The organism is Paralcaligenes ginsengisoli, from assembly GCF_054781135.1.
Genome location: NZ_BAAGUZ010000008.1, coordinates 27565 through 52506, shown reverse-complemented (window position 1 = coordinate 52506; position 24942 = coordinate 27565). Strand labels below are relative to the sequence as shown.

The window sequence follows — 24942 nt, the reverse complement described above, 5'->3', positions numbered from 1 at the left end:
GGATCGAAACCCGATCGTCGAGGTCTTCATGAAGCGTGTGCTTTCCAGTATGTTGGTTGCCAGCGGCTTGCTGCTGGGTTCGTCTTTTTTGTCCGCCAGCTTTGCCGCCGAAGCGGTCGGGGTTCCCAAGCCCGACGCCGCCAAGGGCGAGCAGCTCTATGTCAACGGCGATTCGGCGCGCGGCATTATTGCCTGTGCTTCCTGCCACGGGGCGGCTGGCAACAGCACGATTCCGTCCAATCCGAATCTGGCGGCCCAGCCGCACGAATATCTGGCCAAGCAATTGGCTGATTTTCGTCCGAAAGACGCCAAATCGACACCCTTGCGCCGCGGCGCAAATGGCGCCAACACGGTCATGACCAACTTTGCCGCCGCGCTTACACCCGCCGATATGCAAAATATCGCGTATTACCTGGCACAGCAACCGCTCGATCTTGCAAAGGCTGGCACGGCTAGCAAAAAAGCCACCGTGGAACTTGGCCAGAGCATCTGGCGTGGCGGCTTGCCCGACCGCAATGTCGCGGCGTGCGCCAGTTGCCACTCGGCAAATGGCGCCGGCCTGCCTGGCGAATTCCCCCGCCTGTCCGGCCAGCACCCTGCCTATATTGAAGAGCAGCTCAAGCTGTTCCGTAGCGGCGATCGCGCCAATGGCCCCATGATGCATGATATCGCCGATCGCATGTCCGACGCCGATATCGCGGCCGTTGCCGACTACGCCGCGGGTTTGCGTTAAACCTGTGGTTGTGCGGGAACTATTTCCGTGCAGCCAGATCAAATAGGGGGGAAGCTGTAGCCGGCGTCCTCCCTTTTTTGCGAATTGAAATGAACCGAACTTTATCTGTACGCCGCTGGAGCATCGATGTCCTCGAATTGCTCGGCTCCATGCGTTTTGCCGTCAGTCTGTTAATGTTCATTTGTGTGGCAAGCCTTATCGGCACTGTGCTGCAGCAGAATCAGCCCCCCAGTAAATACATCGACCAGTTCGGCCCCTTTTGGTTTGCCGTATTCGACAAGTTCTCCATCTGGCATATCTACAATAGCTGGTGGTTTTTGCTGATCATGACCTTTCTGGTGGTCTCGACCGGCATCTGCCTGATCCGCAATGCACCCAAAATGGTGAACGATGCCCGTTCGTTTCGCGAATACATACGCGAAAGCAGCCTGCGTTCGTTTCATCACCGGATCGAATGCGGTTCGGTACTTGCTCCGAACGAAAACCAGAACCGCGTGCAGCAATGGTTGTCCGAGCAGGGCTACAAGTTCAAGACCCGCCAGGATGGCGAAGGCGTGCTGATTGCCGCCAAGAAAGGCAGCGCCAATCGCTTCGGCTATATTTTTGCCCATGCGGCGATTGTCATCATCTGTATTGGCGGCCTGCTCGACAGTGAGCTGGCTGTCAGGCTGCAAGTGTGGCTGGGCAAGAAGCCCATTACGCAAAACATGCTGATTTCCCAGGTGCCGGAATCCGGGCGCCTGCCGGCGGGCAACCCCAGCTTTCGCGCCAATATGCTGGTGCCTGAAGGCAGCGAGAGCAGTACCGGCATTGTTGGGGTCGACGATGGCGTGCTGGTCCAGCCGCTGCCCTTCGTGCTCAAGCTCAAGAAATTCGTGGTCGATTATTATTCGACGGGGATGCCCAGCAGCTTTAAAAGCGATGTCGAAGTCACCGACCCGGCAACCGGCAAGAAATTCGACCGGACCATCGAAGTCAACGAACCCTTGCGCTACAAGGGAGTCACTGTTTACCAATCCAGTTTCGACGATGGCGGCAGCAAGCTCCAACTGGTGGGTTACCCTCTGGTCGGATCAAAAAGCCAGCCGTTCGATGTGTCGGGTACGGTAGGTAAATCGACCGAAATCACCATGGGCAGCGATCCCAAGGCGGGGCGCGTCGAGCTGGATCTGTCGGGTTTACGCGTAATCAATGTCGAAAACCTGTCGGGTAACGTCAATCCGCAACCCAAGCCCATGCTGGCGCAAGTGGCGGCTGTCACAGGCAGCGCCGCCGGGGCAAAAAACGAAAACCTGCATAACGTGGGGCCCAGCGTGCAGTATCGCGTGGTTGGCCGGGATGGCCAGTCGCACGAATTCAATAACTACATGCTGCCCATGAAGCTCGACGGCAGTTATGTATTCCTGGCGGGCGAGCGTGATAACCCGGGCGCCAACTACCGGTATATGCGCATCCCGGCCGACGCCAATAACTCTGTGGCCGAATTCATGAGTCTGCGCGCGGCCTTGCACGATCCATTCATGCGTGCTGAGGCGGCGGGCCGTTTCGCCGCCAAGAATGCCAGTTCCGAGGCACAGCGGCCATTGCTGGAAAAGGCGGCTGCCGGCGCTCTGGAAACCTTTGCCAAGGGCGGTTTCAACGCCATTGTCGAGAAAGTGCCAGAGCCGGAACGCGAAAAGATCCTGGGGTTTGCGGTGCCCATGGTGCAATTGTGCCTGGTTGAATTGCGCGACCTCGAGCGCGAGAAGACAGGTGCCAAACCTATTGATCACGAAGGTCCGGCTGGCGAGAAGGCCAGCAAATGGATTCAGCTCTCCCTGCTGGCGCTGGCGAACCTGCCCGATTACCCGGCGCCCGTATTCATGTCGCTCAAGAGCTTCGATCATGTGCAGGCCAGCGTGTTCCAGGTGGCTCGCAGCCCTGGCAAGAATGCGGTTTATCTGGGCTGTTTATTTTTGATATTAGGCGTATTCTCGATGTTCTATATTCGGGATCGACGGATTTGGGTCTGGGTCAAGCCGCATGGACAGGGCAGCGAACTGCTGGCTGCCATGACTTCGCAACGGCGCACCCTCGACTTTCAACACGAGTTCGAGCGCTTCAAAGACGCGATCAAGCGCCTGTCTACGTAAAGAGGTTTCCTATGACCGATACAATCATCAAGCCGGGCCTGCCGATGTGGCAGGACGCCATGACGGCGAGCGGCGATTCGCGCGGTCGGCGCGGCTTGCCGAACTGGTCCGATATTGTCTTTTTCCTGGTTCTGGCCGGCGGGGCGGCGTATACGCTCATGAATTTCAGTAATAGCATGGACTATTACGAGAAGCTGATTCTGTGCGGCGCGGTCGCCGTGTTCAGCTGGATGGGCTGGTTGTGGCGTCCCTTGCGTACCCTGATGATCGCCAGCGGGCTCAGCGCCCTGTTCGCCATCTGGTTATACAGCAATGGCGGCGGTCTTGGCCAGGGCGACATCACGCGGGCCGAGCATGTGTTTTTCCTGAAATACTTGTTCTCGTCGCAGTCGGCCATTTTATGGATGTGCTCCCTGTTCGTGCTGGCCACGATCTGTTATTGGATCGGTATTTTCAGCAACACGGCAGCCTGGCTTGGCACCGTGTTCGCCTGGGGTGCCGTTTATGCCGGCGTGACCGGCTTGCTGGTGCGCTGGCGCGAAGGGCATTTGCTGGGTCCCGATATCGGCCATGTTCCGGTCAGCAACCTGTATGAAGTGTTCGTGCTGTTCTCACTGATCACGGCGCTGTTCTACCTGTACTACGAACGACGCTATGCAACGCGCGCGTTGGGTGGTTTCGTGATGCTGGTCATCAGCTCGGCGGTCATTTTCCTGCTGTGGTATTCCTTTACGCGCGATGCGTTTGCCATTCAGCCGCTGACTCCCGCTCTTAAAAGCTGGTGGATGAAGCTGCATGTGCCGGCCAACTTCATTGGGTATGGCACATTTTCGCTGGCGGCCATGGTGGGTTTTGCCTATCTGATCAAAGAGCACGGCCAGACTACGTCGCGCGCCCAGTTGATTCCCTTGTTCATACTTGGGGCGGTATTGTGCGCCGAACCCATGGTGTTCGGCTCCAAAGAGCTGTCGCTGACCTGGATGCTCTATTTCGGGCTTGGGGCGATTATCGTGGGAGCAATACTGGCGTTTCGCCGGCAGATCGCCAATAAGCTGCCGTCGCTCGAAATCCTCGACGACATCATGTACCGCGCCATTGCGGTCGGTTTCGCCTTCTTTACGGTCGCCACGATCCTGGGTGCGCTGTGGGCCGCCGACGCCTGGGGCACATACTGGCAGTGGGATCCCAAGGAAACCTGGGCGCTTATCGTCTGGCTCAATTATGCGGCGTGGCTGCACATGCGCCTGATGAAGGGCTTGCGCGGCAGCATGGCCGCCTACTGGGCATTGGGAGGTTTGCTGGTAACCAGTTTTGCCTTCCTGGGTGTGAATATGTTTTTGTCGGGCCTGCACTCATACGGCGAGCTTTAGGCTGCGCTGCATCCTCCTTGTGGCGGGCTAAAAGTGCCGGGCTGATATTTCATCAGCCCGGCACTTTTGCGTTAACGCCAGGCTGGCACCTGCATGGAATATCCAATTACCTCAGTAACTATTGTAATCCATCAGATACAAAATGTAGTTGATTATCATCTATTTCCGCACTGAATGTAACGAATTCACTTTTTTCAATATGTCAATAGGCCATGAGGTATCGGTTAAAAGATATACAAATGGCGTACCTTGTGACACAATTCACATCTCGGTACGTAGCCCAGCTACGAAAAATTGTCTAAACCCCCGCTAAATTTCTCGAGTTTCGCAGATCTCGTCGATTAGGGTTCCAAGACGGGCATCATGACGTCCTCGTATGTAACACAATGGTCCGAGGCAACGGTACAGTCGCCCGAAATAAAAGAAAACAACAATGATGTGGTGTTTGGCATTGCGGCAAAGAAAAAGGCCAGGAAAAAGGCATAGGTAATGTAGCAAGGGCACACCCATCGTAACAAGAGCAATCAAGATATGATGTGGCGTCAAAGCTCCAACAAAGACGGCAAGATGGGTTTAGCGCGCGGGTTACGCCCATCGCCAAATCAAGGCCGAATGCACGGTCTTTGCCTACTGGCGCTCCGCCTGTTTGCGGTCGGGATCGCGAGCGTATTGGTATCTTTGCCCGGGCATGGCGTGGCTCGCGCTGCAACGGTTGCCGCTGGCTCTGTGCAAGCCCCGAATATTGCGTTCTACTACCAGAGCGACTTGCCTGTCGACGAACTGCAAGCGTTCGATACGGTGGTTATCGATCCGGCCCGTGCCGTTTTGCCTCAGGCCAATCTGGCGCCGCATACGGCCTGGTTTGCGCGCCTCGATTTGAGCGGGCTTGCGGGGAAATCACACGATGTAAATGCTTTTGTCAGCCAGACGGTCGGCCCATTGTGGGAAAAAGGGTACCGCGGGTTTTTATTGGATGACGGGGCGGGGCTCGACGAAAACGCGGCTCAATCCGACGCGTGGCTTGGCCAGCTCATGAAAGCAATACACGCCAAATATCCCCAGGCTCGCCTGATGCTGCGCAACCATTTGGGCCTGGTCCAGGCCAATGCGGCCGATTTATATGCCGCAGTGGTCGATTCGCTTTATCAGAAGCAGAATGGCTATGGCAGCTTTCTTGCGGAAGTTCCACAGGCGCTGCGCGCCAATGCGCTGAAGCAGATCAAGAGCATCCAGGCCCATGCGCCGCTGCCGGTGGTCGCCATAGACTACTGCGCGGTGGGCGACCAGACATGCCGCCGCAATACGGCGCGTCGGCTCACCGCCGATGGCGTCACACCTTTTGTCACGGCCCCGGGCATGGCCACTGTTGGTGTCGGCCGCATCGAAGTAATGCCGCGCAAGATCCTGCTGGTGCAGACTGTTGGCCGCTATCAGCCGCTGGACAAGTCGGTCGGCGCATACAGTATCGCAATGCCGCTCAATTATCTTGGCTACGATATCCAGTACGCCGATATCAATGCCCCCCTGCCTGGCCATATTACAAACGATCGTTACGCCGGGATCGTGGTCGCCATCGATCGGGCCGTCAATAACTCGGGCGCCTGGCGCCAATGGTTGCTGGCGCGCATACACGAAGGGATGCGCGTTGCCGTTTTCAATCAATTCGGCTTTCCCATCGATGTCCAGGCCGGCCGCGCCCTGGGCCTCGAGGTGGTGCCGGGCACGGCTCCTGCAAATAGTTCGCCCCAGGTGGTAAGCAAGGCACCCATGATGGGCTTCGAGATTATGCCCAAGCCCGATATTCGCAGCGCGTTGGGAATACGCGTCGGAGCCGGGGGGCGGTCTTTGCTGCGTTTGAATGCCAATAACTACATATACGATGCGGCGGGCCTGACCTCATGGGGAGGCTATGTGCTGGACCCGTATACGGTGGTCAGCCGAAGTGCCATCGGGCAGGATCGCTGGGCTATTCAGCCGATCGATTTCCTCAGGCAGGCCTTGGCGCTACCCGACATGCCGGTGCCCGACTTAACGACCGAAAATGGCCGGCGCCTGATGTTTACCCATGTTGATGGTGACGGTTTTGCGTCCCGGGGCGAATTTGCCGGTGCCACAAATGAATACAGCGGTCAGATTCTGTATAACCAGATCTTTACCAAGTACCGACTGCCCATGACTGTGTCGGTCATTGAAGGAGAGGTTGGCTCTTCAGGCATGTATCCCAAGCTCACGCCGGTGCTTGAACCCATCGCGCGCAAAATATTCGCCTTGCCCAATGTTGAGATTGGCAGCCACACATACTCCCACCCTTTCTATCTAGAACAGGTCGACAGCACGGGCAAGCGATTCAATAACGGCAAGCTCAGGCCGGAGTGGCGAGGAGATACTCCATTTTCCCTGGATATTCCTCATTACGACTTCAGCATGGAGCGTGAAATTCAGGGCTCTATCGATTACATTAACCATCGTCTTGCGCCGCCCGGGAAATCCGTTGTCGCAGTCTTGTGGCCGGGGGACGCCGCGGCGCCGCCAATCGCCTTGCGCCTGGCTGCCAAGGCAGGCGTGCTTAATATCAATGGCGGCGATACGATAATAACCAAGAACAATAATAGCTGGACCAATATCGCGCCCTATGGCCTTGCTAAGGGCGATCGCCCAGGTGATTACCAGGTCTATGCCGGGGTAATGAATGAAAACGTCTATACCAACGATTGGCTGGGGCCATACTATGGCTATGATCGCGTACTTGAAACGTTTGCATTGACCGACAAGCCCATACGCTTCAAACCTATCGATATTTACTATCACTTTTATTCGGGGACCAAGACGGCCTCGTTGAAAGCGCTGCATACCGTATTCAATGCCGTGCTCAAGCAGCCGATTTTCCCGGTCTTTACGACTGAGTATCTCGAGCGGGCTCTTGACTGGCGCCGTGTGGCGGTTGCGCGTGAAGGGAATCGCTGGATCGTGCGGTCGGGCCAGTATCTGCGTGAATTGCGCTGGCCCGGCAATGGGGTTCCCGACTTGTCGACGGCTTCGGATATCTCGGGCTATCTACCCGGTCCAGGCGGTTTATATATTCATATGGGAGGCGACCAGGCGTCGTTTGCGATTTCGCCGAAATCTTCGGGAAACATACCTTATATCGCCCAGGCCTCGGGCTTTGTACGCAATTTCGAGCGTACGGGCAGAGGGATGCAGTTCGAGTTCGGCGGGTATTACAAGCCATTTGTGCAGTTGGCCGATGCCGGGAGTTGCCGCGCAACCATCGATGGCAGGCCGGCGGGCGCGGCTGGCAAGGGGGGGGCCTTGCAATTGAGCGTAAGCGGCAACGCGGCCAAACCCGTTTCTTATCATTCAATCAAGGTGAACTGTGAATAAGGGTCGCGAACAATTATGCCCGCTGTGGCTTTCCGCCGTGATCGGGGCGGGCGTTGTCGCGGCGCTGGCTACGGCTTACCCGCGCGATGGCGAGCAGGCTCGAAGCCTTGCGTCGCAGCCGCCTTCCGAGTTGTCCACCGCTTATCTGGAAGCCTGGCTGCGCCTCAAGCCCGACTCGCCTCAATATTTGAATCTGCTTGCCACCCAGTACATAAAGCTGGGTCAATGGGGGCCGGCTCTGCGCGTTGCCGATAGGCTCGCGAGCTTGGGCAAGGACGACAAGGCGCGCCAGCAGGCTTTGTTGTTGAAGGTCTCGGCCACCGAACAGATGGCATACGAATACCCGCCGGCAGATCCGCGCCGGGCGGAAGGTGTGGCCCGTTTTACCAAAGTGCTGGAACAAACCTCCCAATACCAGTGGGATATCCCCATGATGCGTTCATTCGCCGAAAAGGCGCGCGACGCCGGCGCCGATGCGATCATGACCAGCTACTATCGAAAACTGGCCGCCGCCGACAGCACTCATGCGGCGCAGTGGCAGGAAAAGCTGGGCGACGCGGCCCTATCTCATCAGAATTACAACGATGCGGCTCAGGCTTATTTTGCGGCCTACGATGCGGCGGGTACGCTCGACGCCAAGCGGCAATACTTTATTGAAGCGCTGAAGGTGCTGGAATCGGGCAATCAAGTTGCCCGTGCCTGCGACGAAGGCGCGCGACGCCTTGGCGACCTGGCCCAGGATCCTCAAACCTTGCGCTATCTGCTTGATTTGGCACGGCAAGTGAACCGCAGCGATCTGGTGACTCGCTATGCACGCGATTTGATAAAACTTTCCCCCCTGAGTGCTGTGTCTGCGGCGGGTGGGCACGAGGCCCGCGCCTACGACACGGTTGTCCGACACGAAGCGGGTACGTCCACGATGGGCGCCATGCCTATTCCTTTGTACCGCGCAGGTGTCCGTAGCGCCAGCTATCTGCCGCAAATGACGGGTGCGCGCAGTTATCTGGCCGCCGCTGAAGCGGCTCCTGGCGCAAGCAGCCAGGATGCAAAAAAATCCGCCGAATACGAACTGGTCTACAAGGCGTTCGTTGAAAGCAACTCGCTCGATGATGCCGAAAAGGTGGCGCAGAAGGCGCTCGACGCTCATCTGGATCCTTTGGTGTGGACACGCCGCCTGGCCCAGGTGGCTCAATGGAATAATCACCCCAAAGTGGCATTGAAGTACTGGTTGTTGTTTGCGCAGGCGTCGGGCAATGAGGAAGCCTGGGGCAATGTGCTGAAGCTTGCTCCGCAGCTCGACGATGACAAGGCCTATCTGGCCGCGTGGCAGCATGTTCAGCCCGAGGCGTCGAAGACCCCGTCGGATGCGCTGGCGGGCCAGAGCGCCTTGCTTGCCCAGTATATGACGCTTGGCCATTGGGAGTCGGCCCTGCGTGTCGTCGAAAACCTCAAGGGCCAGGGCGATGCCAAGGCGCAGCAAGGCGCTTTGCTGTTGGAAGCGGCCGTGACCGAACAGTTGGCCTATCAATTTCCGCCCAACGATGCGCGCCGCGCCGAAGGCCTGGCCCGCTTTACCAAAGTGTTGGAACAAACCACCCAATATCAATGGGATGTGCCCGTCATGAGCGGGCTCGCGGAAAAAGCGCGCGCAGCGGGCGCCGATTCGGTCATGACGCATTACTACCAGATGCTGGCCGTGGCCGATGCGGCCAATGCGTCGAAATGGCAAGAGCGGATCGGCAATGCCGCGCTCAGCCGACAAGCCTACGGCGAAGCCGCGCGTGCGTACTTTGCGGCTCAGGAAGCAGCGCCTGGGCTTGATGACAAGCGGCGTTATTTCCTTGCCGCGCTAAAAGCGTTTGTGTCGGATGGCGAGGTTGGCCGCGCATGCAGCGAGGCAGAGAAGCGGGCGGGCAGCCTGGCCGAGGATCCTGAAACGTTGCGCTACCTGATCAATCTGGCGCGGCAGGCAAGCCGCACCGATCTGATGGCGCGCTATGCGCGCGATCTGATCAAATATTCCACTCAAAGCCAGCGCGGCGCCTATTATTCGGATTACGCCGATGCGGTGGGCTATGTGAATTTCAGGCCTGCCGATTTGGCCGGCCTGGTCCGCCATGCTGATTTTCGGCCGACAGACCGGGCCGTGGCTGGATATTTCGATGGCCAGACTGCGAGTGCCCATGTGCAATTGGTCGCTACCGCCTCGGGCACCAAGCCAGAATCGGGGGCTGCCGTGGAAAACAGCGACTTCGATCTCGCATTTCAGGCCTTTGTCGAGAGCAAGCAGTTGGGCGAAGCCGAAAAGCTGGCTCAGAAAGCGCTCGATCGTCACCTCGATCCCCTGGTATGGACACGCCGTCTGGCCCAGGTGGCCCAATGGAACAATCATCCGGCGCTTGCGCTGAAATACTGGTTGCAGTTTGCGCAGGACTCGGGCAATGACGAGGCCTGGGCCAATGTACTGAAGCTTGCGCCGCAACTCGACAACGACCAGGCCTATCTGGCCGCGCTGATACATGCATCGGACCGATCGCCGCGCGATCTGGCCTTGCGCGACAAAGTGGTTGCCACGTACGAGCGCCTGGGCCAGCCTCAGGCCGGCATGGCCTATCTTAAAAGCCGGGCCAAGGGTGCCGCGCGCCAGCCTTCGCTTGAGCGTTATGCGGCCCTTGCCGAACGTTCCGGCGATGACAAGGCTGCCTTGCAGGCCTACCGTAGCTTGATGTCCGCATATCCTGAAAACCTGGCCTATGCGACGCATGTTGCCACCATTGAATATCAGCAGGGGAGTCCGGCTGATGCTCTGGCGACTCTGCACAAAGTGCGCGACAAGGCGGCGAATGATCGTCTCGAATCCGCCCCATACTGGCGCTTGTATGGCGAGCTTGCGCGCCAGATGGAAAATAAGGAAGACGCTAACTTCGCTTACAAGCATCTGTTGGCGACGGGGCAATCGGATGCGTCCGACCTGAACGCCATGACCTATTTTTATGAAGGCCATCCGATCGATGCGGGCCGTACGGCCGAGATGGAATTCCGCAAGAACGAGTCCGAAGTGGCATTGAAGTCGGCCTTGCAGTTTTATGCGGCGGCGGGCGCCTGGCCTCGTATCCAGCTCTTGCTCAATAGTCTGACGCCCGAACAGCGCGCGGAGTTCAACCAATCGGCGCCGCTTTTAGCCGCCCGCGCCCAGTATTATCTCCAAACCCAGCGTTGGGATGCCGCCTTGGCCGATTACCGGCGCGCTGCGCAATTGCCCGACGCCGACGATGAAATCAAAACGGCATATTTGTGGGCGTTGGTTGATTTCGGAAAAGACGACGAGCTGCAAGCCGCTCTGAGCAAATGGCGTTCCGCCGCGAAAGTCAATTCGGCTTACTGGGGGGCGTTTGCCGCGGGCGAACTGCGTCTGGGCAATGCGGCCCGAGCCGTGACATATCTGCGCCAGCAGCGTGTGCAATCCGGCGATGACCCTTTATGGCTGATGTCCCTGGCGGATGCCGAGGAATCATCAGGCCATGCCAGCGCGGCCTGGGGTATTCGCCGCCAGGCCTGGCGCATTTTGCAGTCCAAAACGGCTTCCGGCCAGCTTGTCGATATTGCCGGCTCGAGCGGCAAGGCGAAAGCCGGCGATAAATTGTCTGCCTTGGATCCCAACGAGCGCCACGACCTGCGCATGGCGCGCGTGACTTTGAGCCAGACATTTACCAATGGCGATATTTCACGCAGTCTGCTGATCGATCTGCTCAAGCAGGATGGCCGCAAGCCTGAAGAGCGTGCGGTGGCGAACTCTCTGTTGGCCGACAATGCCGGCCTGCCAAAACTGCAGGACGTTGTGGCAGGCGGTGGAAAACAATCGTCAGGGCCTGCCGCGGGCAAAAGCAATGCACATCGCCGCCTCATCAGCGCAACCGCCAAAGAGGTGGCTGTGGCCTGGGCCATTAGCGGCGAGCATAACGATCTGGCTCGTGCCTGGCTGGCTCGCGAATACACCAGTCGTTTGCTGCGGCCTGCCGATGCCGAGGTGACACTGGCATTGGCCGACAACGATCGGGAAACGCTGGCGCGTGTGCTGGATACCCGCCAGGGACGTATTCCGGTCGACAGCCGCATCGCCGCATTGGTTCGGACGGGGCGGGCCAGTGAAGCGGAAAGCGTGGCGTTTGCGGCGGCCGAAGGCGCGCCCGACAACAGCGACGTGCATGACACCATGACCGAGACGCTGTTGCGCGACCGGCCTTCGGTTGGCGCCGATGTCATGAACTCGATTTCCGACCCCTTGCGCTATGTTCAAAGCTCAGTGGTGGGCGGCCTCAAGCTGACCAGCCGCCTGGGCCTGAACATCGAGGCCATACAGCGCAATCAGCGCACCACCGATACCGATCAACTGGCATGGGTGCCGGCGCATGATCGCGAGCTTAACCTGACCTTGCGCGACAGCACCATCGATCGCGACCTGTCGCTGACGGTCGGGCATCGCAATGCGGTAAATTCGTTTTATACCGGGAATATACATGGTGACTTCAATCGCACCGGCCCTTTGACGACCAGCTTCACCCTGGGCATCAATCAGTTCACCAATTTGTCTCCGGAAATGCAGGTGGGGGCTACCAAAGATACCTTCCAACTGGGCCTGCAATGGAATCCCGAATCGCGCTGGTTTGCACAAGGCACGGCCGAAGCCAATCGCTTCCATGCCCAGGATCGCACCTATATGGGTCATGGCTTCGATCTGGCGGCCAGCATCGGCTACCGGTTCCGCACGACCTATCCCGATTGGAACATCCGTTTGGTGGGAGCACGGGGCATTTACTCGGCAAGCGACAATGTGATTTCGTCTTTGGGGGTTCTTCTGCCTGATGGGACCGTCCCTTCGGCCTTCCAATTCATGCCGCAAAACTTTACCCAATATGGGCTGATGGTCGGTCTGGGTACCGACGACAAGAACGCCTATTCGCGCGGCTGGCGCCCCTTCGTCGATGTCGGCTATGTGCATGACAGCAATCAGGGCTGGGGACCGCAGGTCAATCTGGGTATAGGCGGCGCGCTGTTCGGCAACGATCATTTGCGGATTTTCTATGTACATGAAGCCGCGGCAAAGGGGAGCGGCCAGCGCGTGACGCAAGTAGGTTTGTCGTATCGATTGTTTTATTAAGCCGTGGCAGCGCACAAGACACGGCGCCCACATTGATTGTCATTTAATGAAAACCGGAGCAAGAGCATGAAAACCCTTGGTATTAGCAAATTTCTGAAATGGGGCAGCGTAATGCTGCTGGCTGTGTTGGCAGGTTGCTCGACAATCGACGCCAGCAACTCGCCCGCCCTGACCAAAGCCGATGGGCTGGCTGTGCTGCCTATTGCCAACTACACCGAAACGCCCGATGCGGGCCAGCGCGCCCAGAGCATTGCACAAAGCATATTGCACCAGAAAGGGTTCTCCGGCCTACAGGCTTACCCCAATAGCGACGGTGCGGATTCCCTGGTCGGCGGCAACTCTGATCAAACACGGACACAGGCGCTCGACTGGGCCCGTAACACTGGCGCGCATTATGCCTTGAGCGGTTCTGTCCAGGAGTGGCGCTACAAGGTTGGGGTGGACGGCGAGCCTGTGGTTGGCCTGACCTTCAATCTGATCGACCTGAAATCCGGTGCGATTGTCTGGAGCGCCACCGGCAGCCGCAGCGGCTGGAGCCGTTCCAGCGTGGCCGGAGTTGGGCAGACCCTGATCCGGCAATTGTTGTCTCCCTTAACACCACGATAAGGACAAGCCGCCGTGCAATCCGCTACGTTACAGCAACAGCCGTCAAAAGCGCGTAAATCCGACTCCAAGGGCAATGTCGGACTGTATGGCCGTTTGTTTGCGCCAGCGGCTACCCGGCCCGCTTCCATCATCGAGGTTATTGTCGGCATGATCCTGGTTATCGGGGTCTGCTATTTAATCCGGCCTGGCGATCCCCTGTTGTTGGGTATTGGCTTTCCGTGGATCTGGCTTGCCGCCACCGTTTTCGCGTTGCGTTATGGCGCGCTTCTGGGCGTGGTGGCGGGCTTGTGCGTAGCGCTCGCCTGGGTCGTGTTTTACGGCGACGGCGGCGCTACGGCATTTCCTACCATGTTTTTCGTGGGTGGATTGACGCAGTTGGTCATCACAGGGCATTTCTGCGATGTCTGGGCCAATCGCGCCAATCGTTTGCAGGGCGTCAATAACTATCTCAATGATCGTTTGGTGTCTATCACCAATAATCATTATTTATTGCGTGTTTCCCACGAGCGTCTCGAAAGGGATTTGCTTTCCAAGCCTTCCACTTTGCGCGATGCAGTGGGCTACCTGCGAAGCCTGTCCGCATCGAATGTGCAAAGCGACCCGCTGCCCAATGCCCAGGCCATGCTCGAGTTTGCGGCTTTGAGCTGCCAGATTGGCGTGGCATCGATCTTCCCGGTTGCGCGCAATGGCCTCGCGCAACAGGCCATTGCATCGGTGGGCGAGCGCTTCGAACTAAATGCCGATGACCCCTTGCTGCGCGAATGCGTCGAAAAGCGTGCGCTGTCGCATTTGCGCCATATCGATGCCCAGGAAAGCGCGTATCTGGCGTGCGTTCCGATCATTGCCGCGTCGGATCAGATGACAGGGGTGCTGGTGGTGCGCCGCATGCCGTTCCTGTCGCTGAATTTCGATAACCTGCAATTGCTGCTGGTCTTGCTCAATTATTATGCCGACGGTATCGAGCAGCAGGCGGTCGTGACTCAGGTGCAGAAAGTCGTGGCTGAATGCCCTTACGATTTTGCCCTGGAGCTGGGGCGCCTGGCTCACATGCGCCAGGTCAGCGGTGTTCATTCGTCGCTGGTTGCCTTGGTGTTTCCGCGCGGTACGATTGGGGATTCGCTGTTTGACCAGGTTGTGCGTCAGCGCCGTACGCTTGACCTGCTGTGGGCGTTCAGCACGGAGCAGACGCAAGTGGTGGTCGTGCTCATGCCATTGACCGATGAAAACGGCATCGATGGTTATTTACTGCGCATTGAAAGCAATTTGAAGACCCAGTTCGACACCGACCTGGCCCAGGCGCATGTGGCGGTGCACAGCGCCGCCGTCGACGCCGAGGCACCTGGCTCCGGACTCGAAAAATTACTGGTACGGTGCGGTCATCATGCTTAGGATACTGTGTTCGTGCGTGCTGGGCCTGCTGGCGCTCGTAACGCAGGCGCTGGCGCTGCGTACATTCTGGCAGCCTGTCGGTTCGTTCGACCCTGTGCTGGTGTTTTTCGGCTGGCAGGTTCTGGCTGCGTTCATGATGGGGCTGTTCATGCTCAGTGCCCTGCCCCGGCATTATCATGGGGGGCGCGTCGGGGCATTTGCCCATATTTTCGCCATTTGCCTGTTTTTGCCAGTGGCCGGTCAAGTACTTTTCCTGAGCGTGATACTGGTGGCCGTGCTGCTTCCCGCGGCAGACAAACAGGCGGATTCCGCACTTGTCGAAAACCCCGAGTTCGTTACCTATCTGGTGTCGCGGGTGACACATGGCGGCGGCGCACGATTGCGCGCGCGGCTCGAAAATCGCAATGGGTCGACTGAAGACCGCATGGCCGCCATGGTGGCCGTGCAGACGCTGCCGTCGCACATCACTGGCGGCATGCTGCGCGATCTTCTGTCCGATCCCTCCGAAGAAATTCGCCTGCTGGCCTACGGCATCGTCGATGGCGCCGAGAAATCCATCATGCAAGAGATCTTCCTGGCCCAGGAGCATCTGGCGGACGCGGTGACCGCAGCCGAGAAAAGCGACGTCAACAGCCGCCTGGCCGAACTGCACTGGGAATTGATTTATCAAAACCTGGTGCATGGCGAAGTCCACCGCTACACTTTGGAGCGCGTCGAGCAATATGCTCACGAAGCCCTGGAACAGAATAACGAAAATGCATCCATGTGGTATTTGCTTGGACGGTGCGCGCTGTTAAGCAATAAGCCGCGCGAGGCGCAGGAATTCCTGCAGAGCGCGCAGTTTTATTACTTCCCTGCCGACCGTCTGTTACCCTGGCAGGCCGAAGCGGCTTTTCTTCAGCGTGATTATGGTCGAGTCGGAAAGTTGCTTGGCCCCCTAGGCAACAGCACTGCGTCTCCTTTATTACAGCCCACTGTACGCTATTGGTCTAAATGAATACAAACCTGAATCGTCGGGCGCAATCGGCCGATATTGCTTTATTGCTTGAAGGGACGTTTCCTTATGTCTCGGGCGGAGTGTCGGCGTGGGTCAATCAAATGATTCGGGCATTTCCCGAATTTACCTTTGCCATCGTATTTATCGGGAGCCGTCGCCAGGATTACGGCAAGCCGCGCTATGAGTTGCCCGACAACGTGGTTCACTTTGAAGAGCACTACATTCACGAGGCCACATCGTCTGAGCCGGTGCAAACCAGCGCGGGCAACAAGCATGTTTTCGAGCGGGTCGCGCATATGCATGACGAACTGCGCAAGAACAAGAATCTGGGCGCAATCGGCAGACTGATGCGTGAAGTGATTCCCATGCTGGCCGACGGCGGCGACATTAGTGAACAGCAGTTCCTGCATAGCAAGCGTTCCTGGGATTTCATTACCGACCATTACGAAAAGTACTGCACCGACCCTTCGTTCACCGACTATTTCTGGACAATACGCATCATGCACAAGCCGCTATGGCAACTGGCGCGCATTGCCGAGAATCTGATCCCGGCCAAGGTTTACCACACGGTCTCCACGGGCTATGCCGGATTTCTCGGCGCTTTGCTGCACTTTCGTACAGAGCGGCCCCTGTTGGTTTCCGAACACGGCATTTATACCAAAGAACGCAAGATCGATCTTTTGCAGAGCCAATGGATTCGCGACAATCGTGGCATTTTTGAAAAAGATATTTCGCAGGTCGGGTATTTCCAGGACCTGTGGGTGCGTTTTTTCGAGGCGATGGGGCGCGTCTGCTACGAAGCCGCCAACGACATCGTGTCCCTGTACGAAGGCAATCGCCTGCGCCAGATTCGCGATGGCGCTCCCGAAACCAAGACACGCAGCATTCCCAACGGTATCGCCGTCGGCCGCTTTGCCGCGTTGCGGGATCGGCGGCCGGCCGATGTGCCGCTGGTTGTAGCGCTTATCGGGCGCGTGGTGCCGATCAAGGATATCAAGACATTTATCCGGGCAATTTTTATTGCCAGTCGCAAGCTGCCGGCCCTGCAAGGCTGGATCGTCGGCCCCGAAACCGAAGATCCGGAGTATGTTCGCGAATGCCGCGAACTGGTCGGCAGCCTGGGCCTGCAGGACAATCTGAAGTTTCTCGGGTTCAGGAAAGTCGATGAATTATTGCCCGAAATTGGCCTGGTTGCACTCAGCTCGATCAGCGAGGCGCTTCCGCTGGTCGTGCTTGAAGCGTTTGCCGCGGGCATTCCGGTCGTAACCACCGATGTGGGGTCGTGCCGGGAACTGGTTGAAGGCATGGACGATGCCGATCGTGCGCTGGGTTGCGCCGGATCGGTCGTGCAGATTGCCAACCCCGAGCTTTTTTCGCAGTCGATACTCGGCTTGCTTGAACAGCCTTCGGTGTGGCGAGCCGCCCAACAGGCCGGTATTGCGCGCGTCGAACGCTACTATACCGATACCCTTATGGAAGACAGCTATCGCGGGCTCTATCAGAAGCTGACGGCAAGCCGTGCGGACGGCAGCCCCAAAGGAGACCAGTAATGGCCGGCATAGGTTTTGAATTACGCAAGATCCTGCGGCGCGACAGCCTGACAAGCACCTTGTCGGCGTACGCGTACGCAGGCATTATCAGCGCGGGCCCGCTGATTTTATCGATAGTCGGTATCCTGCTGATCGGCCTGATGAGCCTGTCGGTCGTAGAGCCGCCCACACGTATCGTGCAGTTCCAGGTATCGGTCACATATCTGATAGCCGCCAGCCTGATTGTTACGGGCGCGCTCCAGCTTTCGTTTACGCGCTTTATTTCCGACAGGCTCTTCGAGCGCCGGCCCGATCGGGTACTGCCCAGCTACAACGCAGTGACGTTGGTAGCCACGCTCGTTACCGGTTTGATGGGGCTTATTCTGGCGGTCACCGTATTCAAGCACGAGTCTCTTGCCTACCGCATGCTGATGCTGATGGGCTTTGTCATCGTCAGCAATATCTGGATCGGTGTTATCTTTTTAACCAGCATCAAGCAGTACAAGGCCATCCTCGCCACGTTTTTTGTGGGCTATTCCGTGACTGTCATCTTTGCGGTCATGCTCAACCGGTTTGGCCTGGAAGGCCTGCTGGGGGGATTTGTTTTCGGCCACCTGATTTTGCTGATTGGCTTGGCCAGCCTGATTCATCGCAATTACGAGTCAGACGACTACATTTCCTGGGAGGTATTCGACCGGCGTTTTGCGTATCCCAGCCTGATCTTTGTCGGCCTCCTGTTCAATCTGGGCATCTGGCTCGACAAGTTCATGTTCTGGTTCTCGGCCACCGGCCAGGACGTCATCGGGCCGCTGCGCGCTTCCGTCATCTACGATATTCCCGTATTCATTTCGTATCTGTGCATTATTCCGGGGATGGCCGTTTTCCTGCTGCGTCTCGAAACCGATTTTGTCGAATACTACGACGGCTTTTATCGGGCCGTTCGTTCGGGCGGCACGCTAAATCAGATACGCGATATGCGCAACATGATGGTGCGCAGCGCCAGGACCGGCCTGTACGAGATTCTTAAAATCCAGGCGGTGGTGATTCTGCTGATTTTCGCGTTCGGCGACAAATTGTTGCGCCTGATCGGCATTTCAACCCTTTACCTGCCTTTGCTGCATATCGACGTGATTGCCGCAAGCCTGCAAGTATTGTTCCTGGGGATTCTCAACGTCTTTTTCTACCTGGACAGGCGCCGCATCGTGCTGGGTTTGACTGCCGCGTTCGTTTTGCTCAATGGCGTGTTTACGTGGATTACCCTGGATTTAGGCCCGGATGTATATGGATACGGATTTGCGGGCGCCCTGCTGCTGGTTGTATTGTTGGGTACTTACCTGCTTGACCGGCGTTTTGAAACGCTGGAATACGAAACCTATATGCTGCAACGGAGTTCCTGAATACATGCGGTTGCCGTTCCTATTGCGTTCCTCGCTGTCCCGCAAAATACGTTATGGCCTTGGCTTGCTGGCGGGGTTGGTGGCGTCGCTTTGTTTTGGCGGCGCGTCTGCCAACACGATGGCGGCACCGCGCAGCATTGCTTTTTATTATGGCAAAGCGCCCATACTGAAACAATTGGCGCAGTTTGAATTTGCCGTGGTCGAACCTGGCCACGGATTTGTGCCCGTCCACACGAGCCATAAAACCCGCTGGATCGCGTATGTCAGTGTCGGCGAGGTCAATAGTTCGCGCGACTATTACTCTGCCATTCCCAAGTCCTGGATAATTGGCCATAACGCGGAATGGAGTTCCGACATCATCGACCAAAGCGCGCCGGGCTGGCCGGAGTTCTTCGTCGAACATGTCATTGCGCCGCTATGGCGGCAAGGCTATAGCGGCTTTTTTCTTGATACGCTCGATTCGTACCAACTGGTCGTGAAGGATGATGCCCAGCGGCAGCAGAACCAGGAAGGGCTAGTTGCCGTGATTCGCGCCATACATAAGCGTTTTCCGCGCGCCGCCCTGATACTCAATCGAGGTTTCGAGCTGTTGCCGGAGGTACATAACGATGTTTACGCGGTTGCCTTCGAGTCGCTTTTCAAGGGCTGGAGCGAATCGCGCGGCGAATATATTGATGTATCGGATACGGATCGCGAGTGGCTGCTGGCACAGGCCAGCACGGTAAAGCAGCAGTATGGCTTGCCGGTCATTGCCATTGATTACTGTCTGCCGACGAACCTGCAGTGCTCGCGCGACACCGTGCGGCGCATCAGGGCACTGGGCCTGGTGCCTTATGTCGGCGACGGCCGCTTGCAAACGGTAAACCTTGCCTCCAGGCATTAGCAGGCCGGTTCGGTCGGCGGTTTCGCGCACGTCTTGGCCTCCGCATGTTAGGACTAAAAACAGATCAAATGTCATTTATAGCAAATGAGAACGAGGTTTTTGGGCACAGGGCAGATTTTCTTGCGATGGAAGTGCTATCGGTTCAATTGAACATTTTGCAGGTGTTCATGCCGATGGACTACTGGTTTGTGGGCAGGCAGGAAGACGCGCATGTCGAGGTCGTGGCCACTTTTGGGGGCGTCGATGCCATTGCGGCCAGCCATCTGGCCAGTCTGCTGGCCAGCGATGGAAACGATCAGGGAGCTGCCAAAGGGTTCAGCCACCGGCCGGTCAGTGAAATGGAATTGAAGGCACTTGCTTCCGCCCAGGTTTCCGCACTTCATCCCAGGCACGTTTTCAAGGCCGATTTGCGGCATGGCGACGGAAGAATATCCGGGATGGTGGCGGGGTTTTTGTCGCAGCAATTGCTGCCTGGCGTTTACCCGCCTTCGCGTACCAGGGAAATAGCGCTTTGCCTGAGCGCCATGGCGCAAACCTTGAGCATGCACGTCGAGCTGGCCGCGGCCGAGAAACTGGTGCTCGAAACGCAGCAGGATGCCCAGATCGATTCCTTGACCAAGGTTCTCAACCGGGCGGGCTGGAACAAGAAGTTGCGAAGTGTGGCGAGCGTCGAGGAAGAAGTTGCCATCGGTTTTCTCGATCTGGATTTTTTAAAGCTGGTCAACGACTCCCACGGCCATTTGGCTGGCGACGATTTGCTGAGGCGCACCGCGCAAACAATCAAGGCGGAACTTCGCAACAATGACTGCATCGCCCGCCTGGGCGGCGACGAATTTGCGGTAATGCTCCGGAATGTGGCCGCTACGGATGCCAGTGAGCTGAAAAAGCGGCTTCAATTGGCACTGAGCGAAGCCGATATCAAGGCATCGATTGGCGTTGCACTCAAATCCGAGGCGGGCTCGCTGCAAAAAGCCTTACAATTGGCCGATTCCCGCATGTATGAAGAAAAGCGCACAAAGCAGCGCCCGCCGGCCAATAACAGCCATGTTCTGAACTTCGGCCAAGTCTGAGCCGGGTTTGTTTTTATATAAACTGCAGGCTTATATCCCATGATTCCAACGATATTAGTTACCGGAGGCACCGGCTTCATCGGTAGCCACACCACAGTTGCCTTGCAGGAAGCGGGCTATCGTGTATTGATTCTGGATAACTTGTGCAATAGCAGCCCTACGGTACTGCGGCGCATCGAACAAATTACCGGTGTCGAGCCGGAGTTCGTTCAAGCCGATATCCGCGACGGTGGAGCCCTCGATACGCTGTTCCAGGCACATCAAATTACCGCTGTCATGCATTTTGCGGGCTTGAAAGCGGTGGGCGAGTCGACCCGGCTGCCGCTGGCTTATTACGACAACAATGTAAATGGCAGTGTGCAGTTGCTGAGCGCCATGCAGCGGGCCAGTGTGAATACATTTGTGTTTTCATCGTCGGCCACTGTGTATGGCGATCCGCAAAAACTGCCGCTAACCGAAGATCACCCCCGTTCGGCCACCAATCCTTATGGCCATACCAAGCTGGTGGTGGAAGATATTCTCGATAGTTTGTATAACGCGCAAGCGGGCTGGCGCATTGCGCGCCTGCGTTATTTCAACCCGGTGGGCGCCCACCCCAGCGCCCTGATTGGCGAAGCCCCGCAAGGCGTTCCCAATAATCTGATGCCCTATGTCGCCCAGGTGGCCACGGGCCAACGCGACAGGCTGCAGGTATTCGGCAACGATTACGATACGCCCGACGGCACCGGAGTGCGCGACTATATTCATGTCATGGATCTTGCGCAAGGTCACGTGGCGGCCCTGCGCTATTGCGAGCAGGCCCGGCAGGATCTGCTGACTGTCAATCTGGGTACTGGGAAAGGATACTCGGTGCTCGACATGGTGCGTGCCTTCGAGCAGGCGAGCCGGAAAACCGTGGCCTACGATATCGTGGCCCGCCGTCCTGGCGATATCGCGGCGTGCTGGGCCGATACGTCGCTGGCGGAGCAGAAGCTTGGCTGGCGCGCCGGAAAGAGCATCAAGGACATGTGCGAAGACGCATGGCGCTGGCAGGCGGCATCGGCAGGCTAAGTCCGAGGCTGAGGCTCCTGAGCAGATTGAAGCCTGCTTCAAGCCGCATCAGTGCCAGTCGGTCGGGGGCAGATTGTGATGTTGATCCCAGAAGTCGGTCGCGGTTTGCGGCGACGATATACCACGCACCAGGTCTCTCATGTGTTCGTCCAGAATAACGCTGTCTATGTTCTCGGCCGCGAGGAGGGTATCCGGGGATAGTGGCCGGGCAATGGCATAGCCCTGAACGTAATCAACTCCCATTTTTGCCAGCGCTTCCAGGGTCTCGCCGTTTTCAACCCATTCGGCAATGCTTTGCATGCCAAGATTGCGGGCCATGGCGACTATCGCTCCGACAATCGCCACATTGACCGGGCGTTCATTCATATTCCTGATGAAGGATCCGTCGATCTTGATTGCGTCGGCGGGCAGCTCGCTAAGATAGGAAAACGAGGTATATCCTGCGCCGAAATCGTCAAGGGCGATGCGCACTCCCAGCGCCTGCAGGCGTTTGATGAATCGCCGCGTGTTTTCCATATCGTGCAGGGCGACGCTTTCTGTAATTTCCATGCAAAGCATCTGGGCCAGATGTTCGAATCTGGCCAGTATGGCAAAGAAATCATCAACGAATTTCTCGTCGTTCAGCGACATGCCGCTCAGATTGATGCACACGAACCGGGTTTTTGGCAATTGCTCCTGATGGGTGTCCAGCCATTGCAGCGTTGTGGTGAATACCCATTTGTCGATAACCGAGATGGTGCCGCTTTCTTCGGCTGCGGCAATGATTCTTGAGGCTGGAATGAGCGCACCGTTCGAATCGTGCATTCTGAGCAGGACTTCGAAGTTCAGGGTTTCATAGGGGTCGTGCAGCGACATGATGGGCTGCATTTCGAGAAATAGTCGCTGCGGCGAGAATCCGCTGCCCAGTTCCTTGATCAGGTGCAGATCCTGGAGGTGATCCTGGAATGCCTGCGCATTGCGTTCGTAAACCATGACTTGACCTTGATTGGCTTTTTGAGCAGCCCTGCAAGCTCGGGCTGCCGTGGATATAGCATCTTGCGTTGATGTTTGCGTAGTAATTTCGACGAGGCCGACGGATGCCCTGGTCTGGAATGCTCGTGTTCCGATCTGGCATGGGGTAGCCCGAAGATCGTCTATGATTTTTTGCGAAATCTCTTTCGCCCGATCGATCGGGCAATTCTGAAACACGATAACAAACTCATCGCCACCGACGCGTCCCAGGTACTGTCCAGGGAGGAGTATGGATCCGACTCTCAGGCATACCTGTTTGAGCACATCATCGCCCGCGGTATGACCGTATAGATCGTTGATGATCTTGAGCGGGCTCAAGTCCATGTAGGCCAGAGCAAAGGGCTTGCCGGTAATCAACGACTTTAAAGATTCGTTCAGCTTTTCTTCAATCCCCCGCTGATTAAGTGTGTTGGTCAGTGGATCGTGATTGGCCAGAATGCGCAATTGAGCGATGGTGTGTGCCTGTTCTGTGATGTCTTGCAGGGAGCCTTCGATTCTGGAGCTGGCACGTACTGCCTTGGCCAGAAAATGCCGTTGCCTGGTGTGCTGGCCTGCCAGGTTCTGTATTTCTATTTCGGTATCGACGCCCTGCAGGGCCGCCGCCTTGAGCTTGTGCCAGTTTTCTGTGCCGAAGTAATCAGCCCAATGCCGTATCGTGTCCGCGCCTGGGATAAAGGCCAACATCTGCTCCAGTGCCAGATTAGTTCGTACGATAGTGCCGTCGTCTTCGAGGGTAAATAGTCCTATTGGCGTAACCTCATAAGTGCCTTGCAGCTCTGCCTGCGCCTGTATTCTTTCCAGACGCTCGATCCGCATGTGCTCGGCAATGGCCAGGGCAACGATCGTGCTCGACAGCAAGGCGGCCGCAACATTGATCAGGCTGCTGCTTAAAAAAGCGATATTCCGGGATTCCGCCAGAGTGTGGGCAATACCGGTGGTTAATACGATACCCAGAGAGATGCTGTACCAGAGCGCAACTCGGGATTGCGTCGCGATCAGAATGCGGCTTAAAAGAAAAATGGCTATGGCCATGCCAAACGTGGTGAGCAGCCACATTACGGGAAGAAACTGGGTGTATGGCAAGATGCCGGCGGCCACCAGCAAAGCCAGGCCCGCCCACAAAATGGCCCGCTGCATACGTGGAAAGTTAATGTGTGCCAGGTCGTTTGTAAACAGCTGGGTGAATAGCGAATATGTCAGCAGGTAATAAATTGCAATGGTCGTTTTTCTGAGAAACGGCAGCCAGGCGTAAGGAATTGCATGCCCCAGCCACTGCGTATCCCAGCCCATGGAAAGTGCACTGAGGCGCAGGTTGCCCAGCAGCCAGGCGGCAAACAGCAGATACATCCATTCACGATTGATCACCGCGAATATCAGGACTATCAGCGTCAGTGTGAGCAAGCCGCCTTCAAGTATGCCTGCGCTGCGGTCGTATTCCGTACCCGATTTCTCCATTTCGATGTTCGACCACAAGGTAGCCGACAGGCGCGCTTTGCCCAGGAAATCGGCCTTGCACAGAATCGATACGGGCAAGGCATTGTTCGAGATCCCGATGACAAAGCCCGATTTGACGTGCTGGACGCTACCCATCGCCTTGCTGCGATCCGCCTTGCCCAACAGGGCCTGTGTCGCGGCATTCCAGCAGGCCAGAGTTTGCGCATGTTCCGATGGAACCTCTACGCTCATGCTCTTTCCCTGACCTGAGGCGGGTATGACAAACGAAAACCATACAGGCGACTCCTGTGCCCGTATTGGATGCGAAGCGGCAAGCGGCTGCTCTTGAAGTTCGGTGAGCGCCTGGGCAGGGCTTTGGATGTTAGGTCCTTGGCTGGCCATACGCATGGCAAGCGGAGTGCCCGGCGTGAAATCGTACTGATTATTCAGGGTGAGCAGAGTCAGGATGGAAATAACGACAATACCGAGGGGTACCGCTCGAAATGAAAAATAATAGAGCAGTTGATCCAGAGCGGTAAGGTACTTTTTAGTGAAATTCCGGTGAAGAATTGTCAGCCATGCCATGATTCACCTTGTCGGAATTCGCTTGGTCCGCTCATCCAGATTCCTTTGTCCCTTGTTGTTTATATCTTTTAAACTCAATGGTATTGATGATATGGCATTTATAGCTTTATTTATGAGAGTTGGCATTGGTTGATTCCGAATAGTGGTTTTGGTTTGTAACGGAATCGGGCAGGTCAGTTTGCAAGTGCTTGAGTTTAGGTCTATTCGCTGTGGATTG

The 24942-nt window shown here is 57.0% G+C and carries 15 protein-coding genes; 14 read left to right on the top strand and 1 reads right to left on the bottom strand.

Features of this window, described 5'->3' with window-relative positions:
- Nucleotides 1-28: 28 nt before the first annotated feature.
- The 14 genes from ACYVIS_RS05555 to galE all read left to right on the top strand — a co-directional run bounded on the left by ACYVIS_RS05555 (nt 29) and on the right by galE (nt 21695).
- Entirely contained in the window at nt 29-733 is a 705-nt protein-coding gene (locus ACYVIS_RS05555; RefSeq protein WP_232742004.1) for a c-type cytochrome, read from the top strand.
- 89 nt (nt 734-822) lie between these two features.
- The gene (locus ACYVIS_RS05550; RefSeq protein ID WP_232742005.1) at nt 823-2865 is read left to right on the top strand and encodes a cytochrome c biogenesis protein ResB; all 2043 of its coding nucleotides are present in this window, start codon (nt 823-825) and stop codon (nt 2863-2865) included.
- Nucleotides 2866-2876: 11 nt separating this feature from the next.
- The gene (gene ccsB, locus ACYVIS_RS05545) at nt 2877-4235 is read left to right on the top strand and encodes a c-type cytochrome biogenesis protein CcsB (protein ID WP_232742006.1); all 1359 of its coding nucleotides are present in this window, start codon (nt 2877-2879) and stop codon (nt 4233-4235) included.
- A 363-nt stretch (nt 4236-4598) separates the two neighbouring features.
- On the top strand, nt 4599-4721 hold the full coding sequence (locus tag ACYVIS_RS05540; RefSeq protein ID WP_460873462.1) for a hypothetical protein: 123 nt from the start codon (nt 4599-4601) through the stop codon (nt 4719-4721).
- Between the two features lie 183 nt (nt 4722-4904).
- Nucleotides 4905-7616 (top strand): sugar ABC transporter, encoded by a 2712-nt coding sequence (locus ACYVIS_RS05535; protein WP_460873461.1) that lies wholly within the window; start codon nt 4905-4907, stop codon nt 7614-7616.
- On the top strand, nt 7609-12774 hold the full coding sequence (locus ACYVIS_RS05530; RefSeq protein WP_460873460.1) for a tetratricopeptide repeat protein: 5166 nt from the start codon (nt 7609-7611) through the stop codon (nt 12772-12774). Before ACYVIS_RS05535 ends, ACYVIS_RS05530 begins: the two co-directional genes overlap by 8 nt.
- A 66-nt stretch (nt 12775-12840) precedes the next feature.
- On the top strand, nt 12841-13380 hold the full coding sequence (locus ACYVIS_RS05525; RefSeq protein WP_232742009.1) for a penicillin-binding protein activator LpoB: 540 nt from the start codon (nt 12841-12843) through the stop codon (nt 13378-13380).
- Between the two features lie 12 nt (nt 13381-13392).
- Nucleotides 13393-14769, top strand: a complete 1377-nt coding sequence (locus ACYVIS_RS05520) for a PelD GGDEF domain-containing protein (RefSeq protein WP_460873459.1) — start codon at nt 13393-13395, stop codon at nt 14767-14769.
- Nucleotides 14762-15766, top strand: a complete 1005-nt coding sequence (locus ACYVIS_RS05515) for a hypothetical protein (protein ID WP_460873458.1) — start codon at nt 14762-14764, stop codon at nt 15764-15766. The genes ACYVIS_RS05520 and ACYVIS_RS05515 overlap by 8 nt, the downstream gene beginning before the upstream one ends.
- Nucleotides 15763-17316: a GT4 family glycosyltransferase PelF gene (gene pelF / locus ACYVIS_RS05510; RefSeq protein WP_460873457.1), complete on the top strand. Its 1554-nt coding sequence runs from the start codon at nt 15763-15765 to the stop codon at nt 17314-17316. The genes ACYVIS_RS05515 and pelF overlap by 4 nt, the downstream gene beginning before the upstream one ends.
- Nucleotides 17316-18692, top strand: coding sequence for an exopolysaccharide Pel transporter PelG (gene pelG, locus ACYVIS_RS05505; RefSeq protein ID WP_460873456.1), 1377 nt, complete (start codon nt 17316-17318; stop codon nt 18690-18692). Before pelF ends, pelG begins: the two co-directional genes overlap by 1 nt.
- A gap of 4 nt (nt 18693-18696) precedes the next feature.
- Nucleotides 18697-19575 carry an endo alpha-1,4 polygalactosaminidase gene (locus tag ACYVIS_RS05500; RefSeq protein ID WP_460873455.1) on the top strand — a complete coding sequence of 293 codons (879 nt, stop codon included), beginning with the start codon at nt 18697-18699 and terminating at the stop codon, nt 19573-19575.
- Between the two features lie 68 nt (nt 19576-19643).
- The gene (locus ACYVIS_RS05495; protein ID WP_460873454.1) at nt 19644-20645 is read left to right on the top strand and encodes a GGDEF domain-containing protein; all 1002 of its coding nucleotides are present in this window, start codon (nt 19644-19646) and stop codon (nt 20643-20645) included.
- A 39-nt stretch (nt 20646-20684) separates the two neighbouring features.
- Nucleotides 20685-21695: a UDP-glucose 4-epimerase GalE gene (gene galE / locus ACYVIS_RS05490; protein WP_460873453.1), complete on the top strand. Its 1011-nt coding sequence runs from the start codon at nt 20685-20687 to the stop codon at nt 21693-21695.
- Between the two features lie 48 nt (nt 21696-21743).
- On the opposite strand, the gene ACYVIS_RS05485 is transcribed toward galE, so the two are convergent.
- On the bottom strand, nt 21744-24725 hold the full coding sequence (locus ACYVIS_RS05485) for a putative bifunctional diguanylate cyclase/phosphodiesterase (protein WP_460873452.1): 2982 nt from the start codon (nt 24723-24725) through the stop codon (nt 21744-21746).
- Nucleotides 24726-24942: the final 217 nt, after the last annotated feature.

Bases quoted from the DNA above. Each gene is read 5' to 3' on its own strand.
- ACYVIS_RS05540 (WP_460873462.1), top strand. From the start codon at position 4,599: ATGACGTCCTCGTATGTAACACAATGGTCCGAGGCAACGGTACAGTCG.
- ACYVIS_RS05550 (WP_232742005.1), top strand. From the start codon at position 823: ATGAACCGAACTTTATCTGTACGCCGCTGGAGCATCGATGTCCTCGAA.
- ACYVIS_RS05555 (WP_232742004.1), top strand. From the start codon at position 29: ATGAAGCGTGTGCTTTCCAGTATGTTGGTTGCCAGCGGCTTGCTGCTG.
- ccsB (WP_232742006.1), top strand. From the start codon at position 2,877: ATGACCGATACAATCATCAAGCCGGGCCTGCCGATGTGGCAGGACGCC.
- pelF (WP_460873457.1), top strand. From the start codon at position 15,763: ATGAATACAAACCTGAATCGTCGGGCGCAATCGGCCGATATTGCTTTA.
- ACYVIS_RS05485 (WP_460873452.1), bottom strand. From the start codon at position 24,725: ATGGCATGGCTGACAATTCTTCACCGGAATTTCACTAAAAAGTACCTT.
- pelG (WP_460873456.1), top strand. From the start codon at position 17,316: ATGGCCGGCATAGGTTTTGAATTACGCAAGATCCTGCGGCGCGACAGC.
- galE (WP_460873453.1), top strand. From the start codon at position 20,685: ATGATTCCAACGATATTAGTTACCGGAGGCACCGGCTTCATCGGTAGC.
- ACYVIS_RS05500 (WP_460873455.1), top strand. From the start codon at position 18,697: ATGCGGTTGCCGTTCCTATTGCGTTCCTCGCTGTCCCGCAAAATACGT.
- ACYVIS_RS05495 (WP_460873454.1), top strand. From the start codon at position 19,644: ATGTCATTTATAGCAAATGAGAACGAGGTTTTTGGGCACAGGGCAGAT.
- ACYVIS_RS05515 (WP_460873458.1), top strand. From the start codon at position 14,762: ATGCTTAGGATACTGTGTTCGTGCGTGCTGGGCCTGCTGGCGCTCGTA.
- ACYVIS_RS05525 (WP_232742009.1), top strand. From the start codon at position 12,841: ATGAAAACCCTTGGTATTAGCAAATTTCTGAAATGGGGCAGCGTAATG.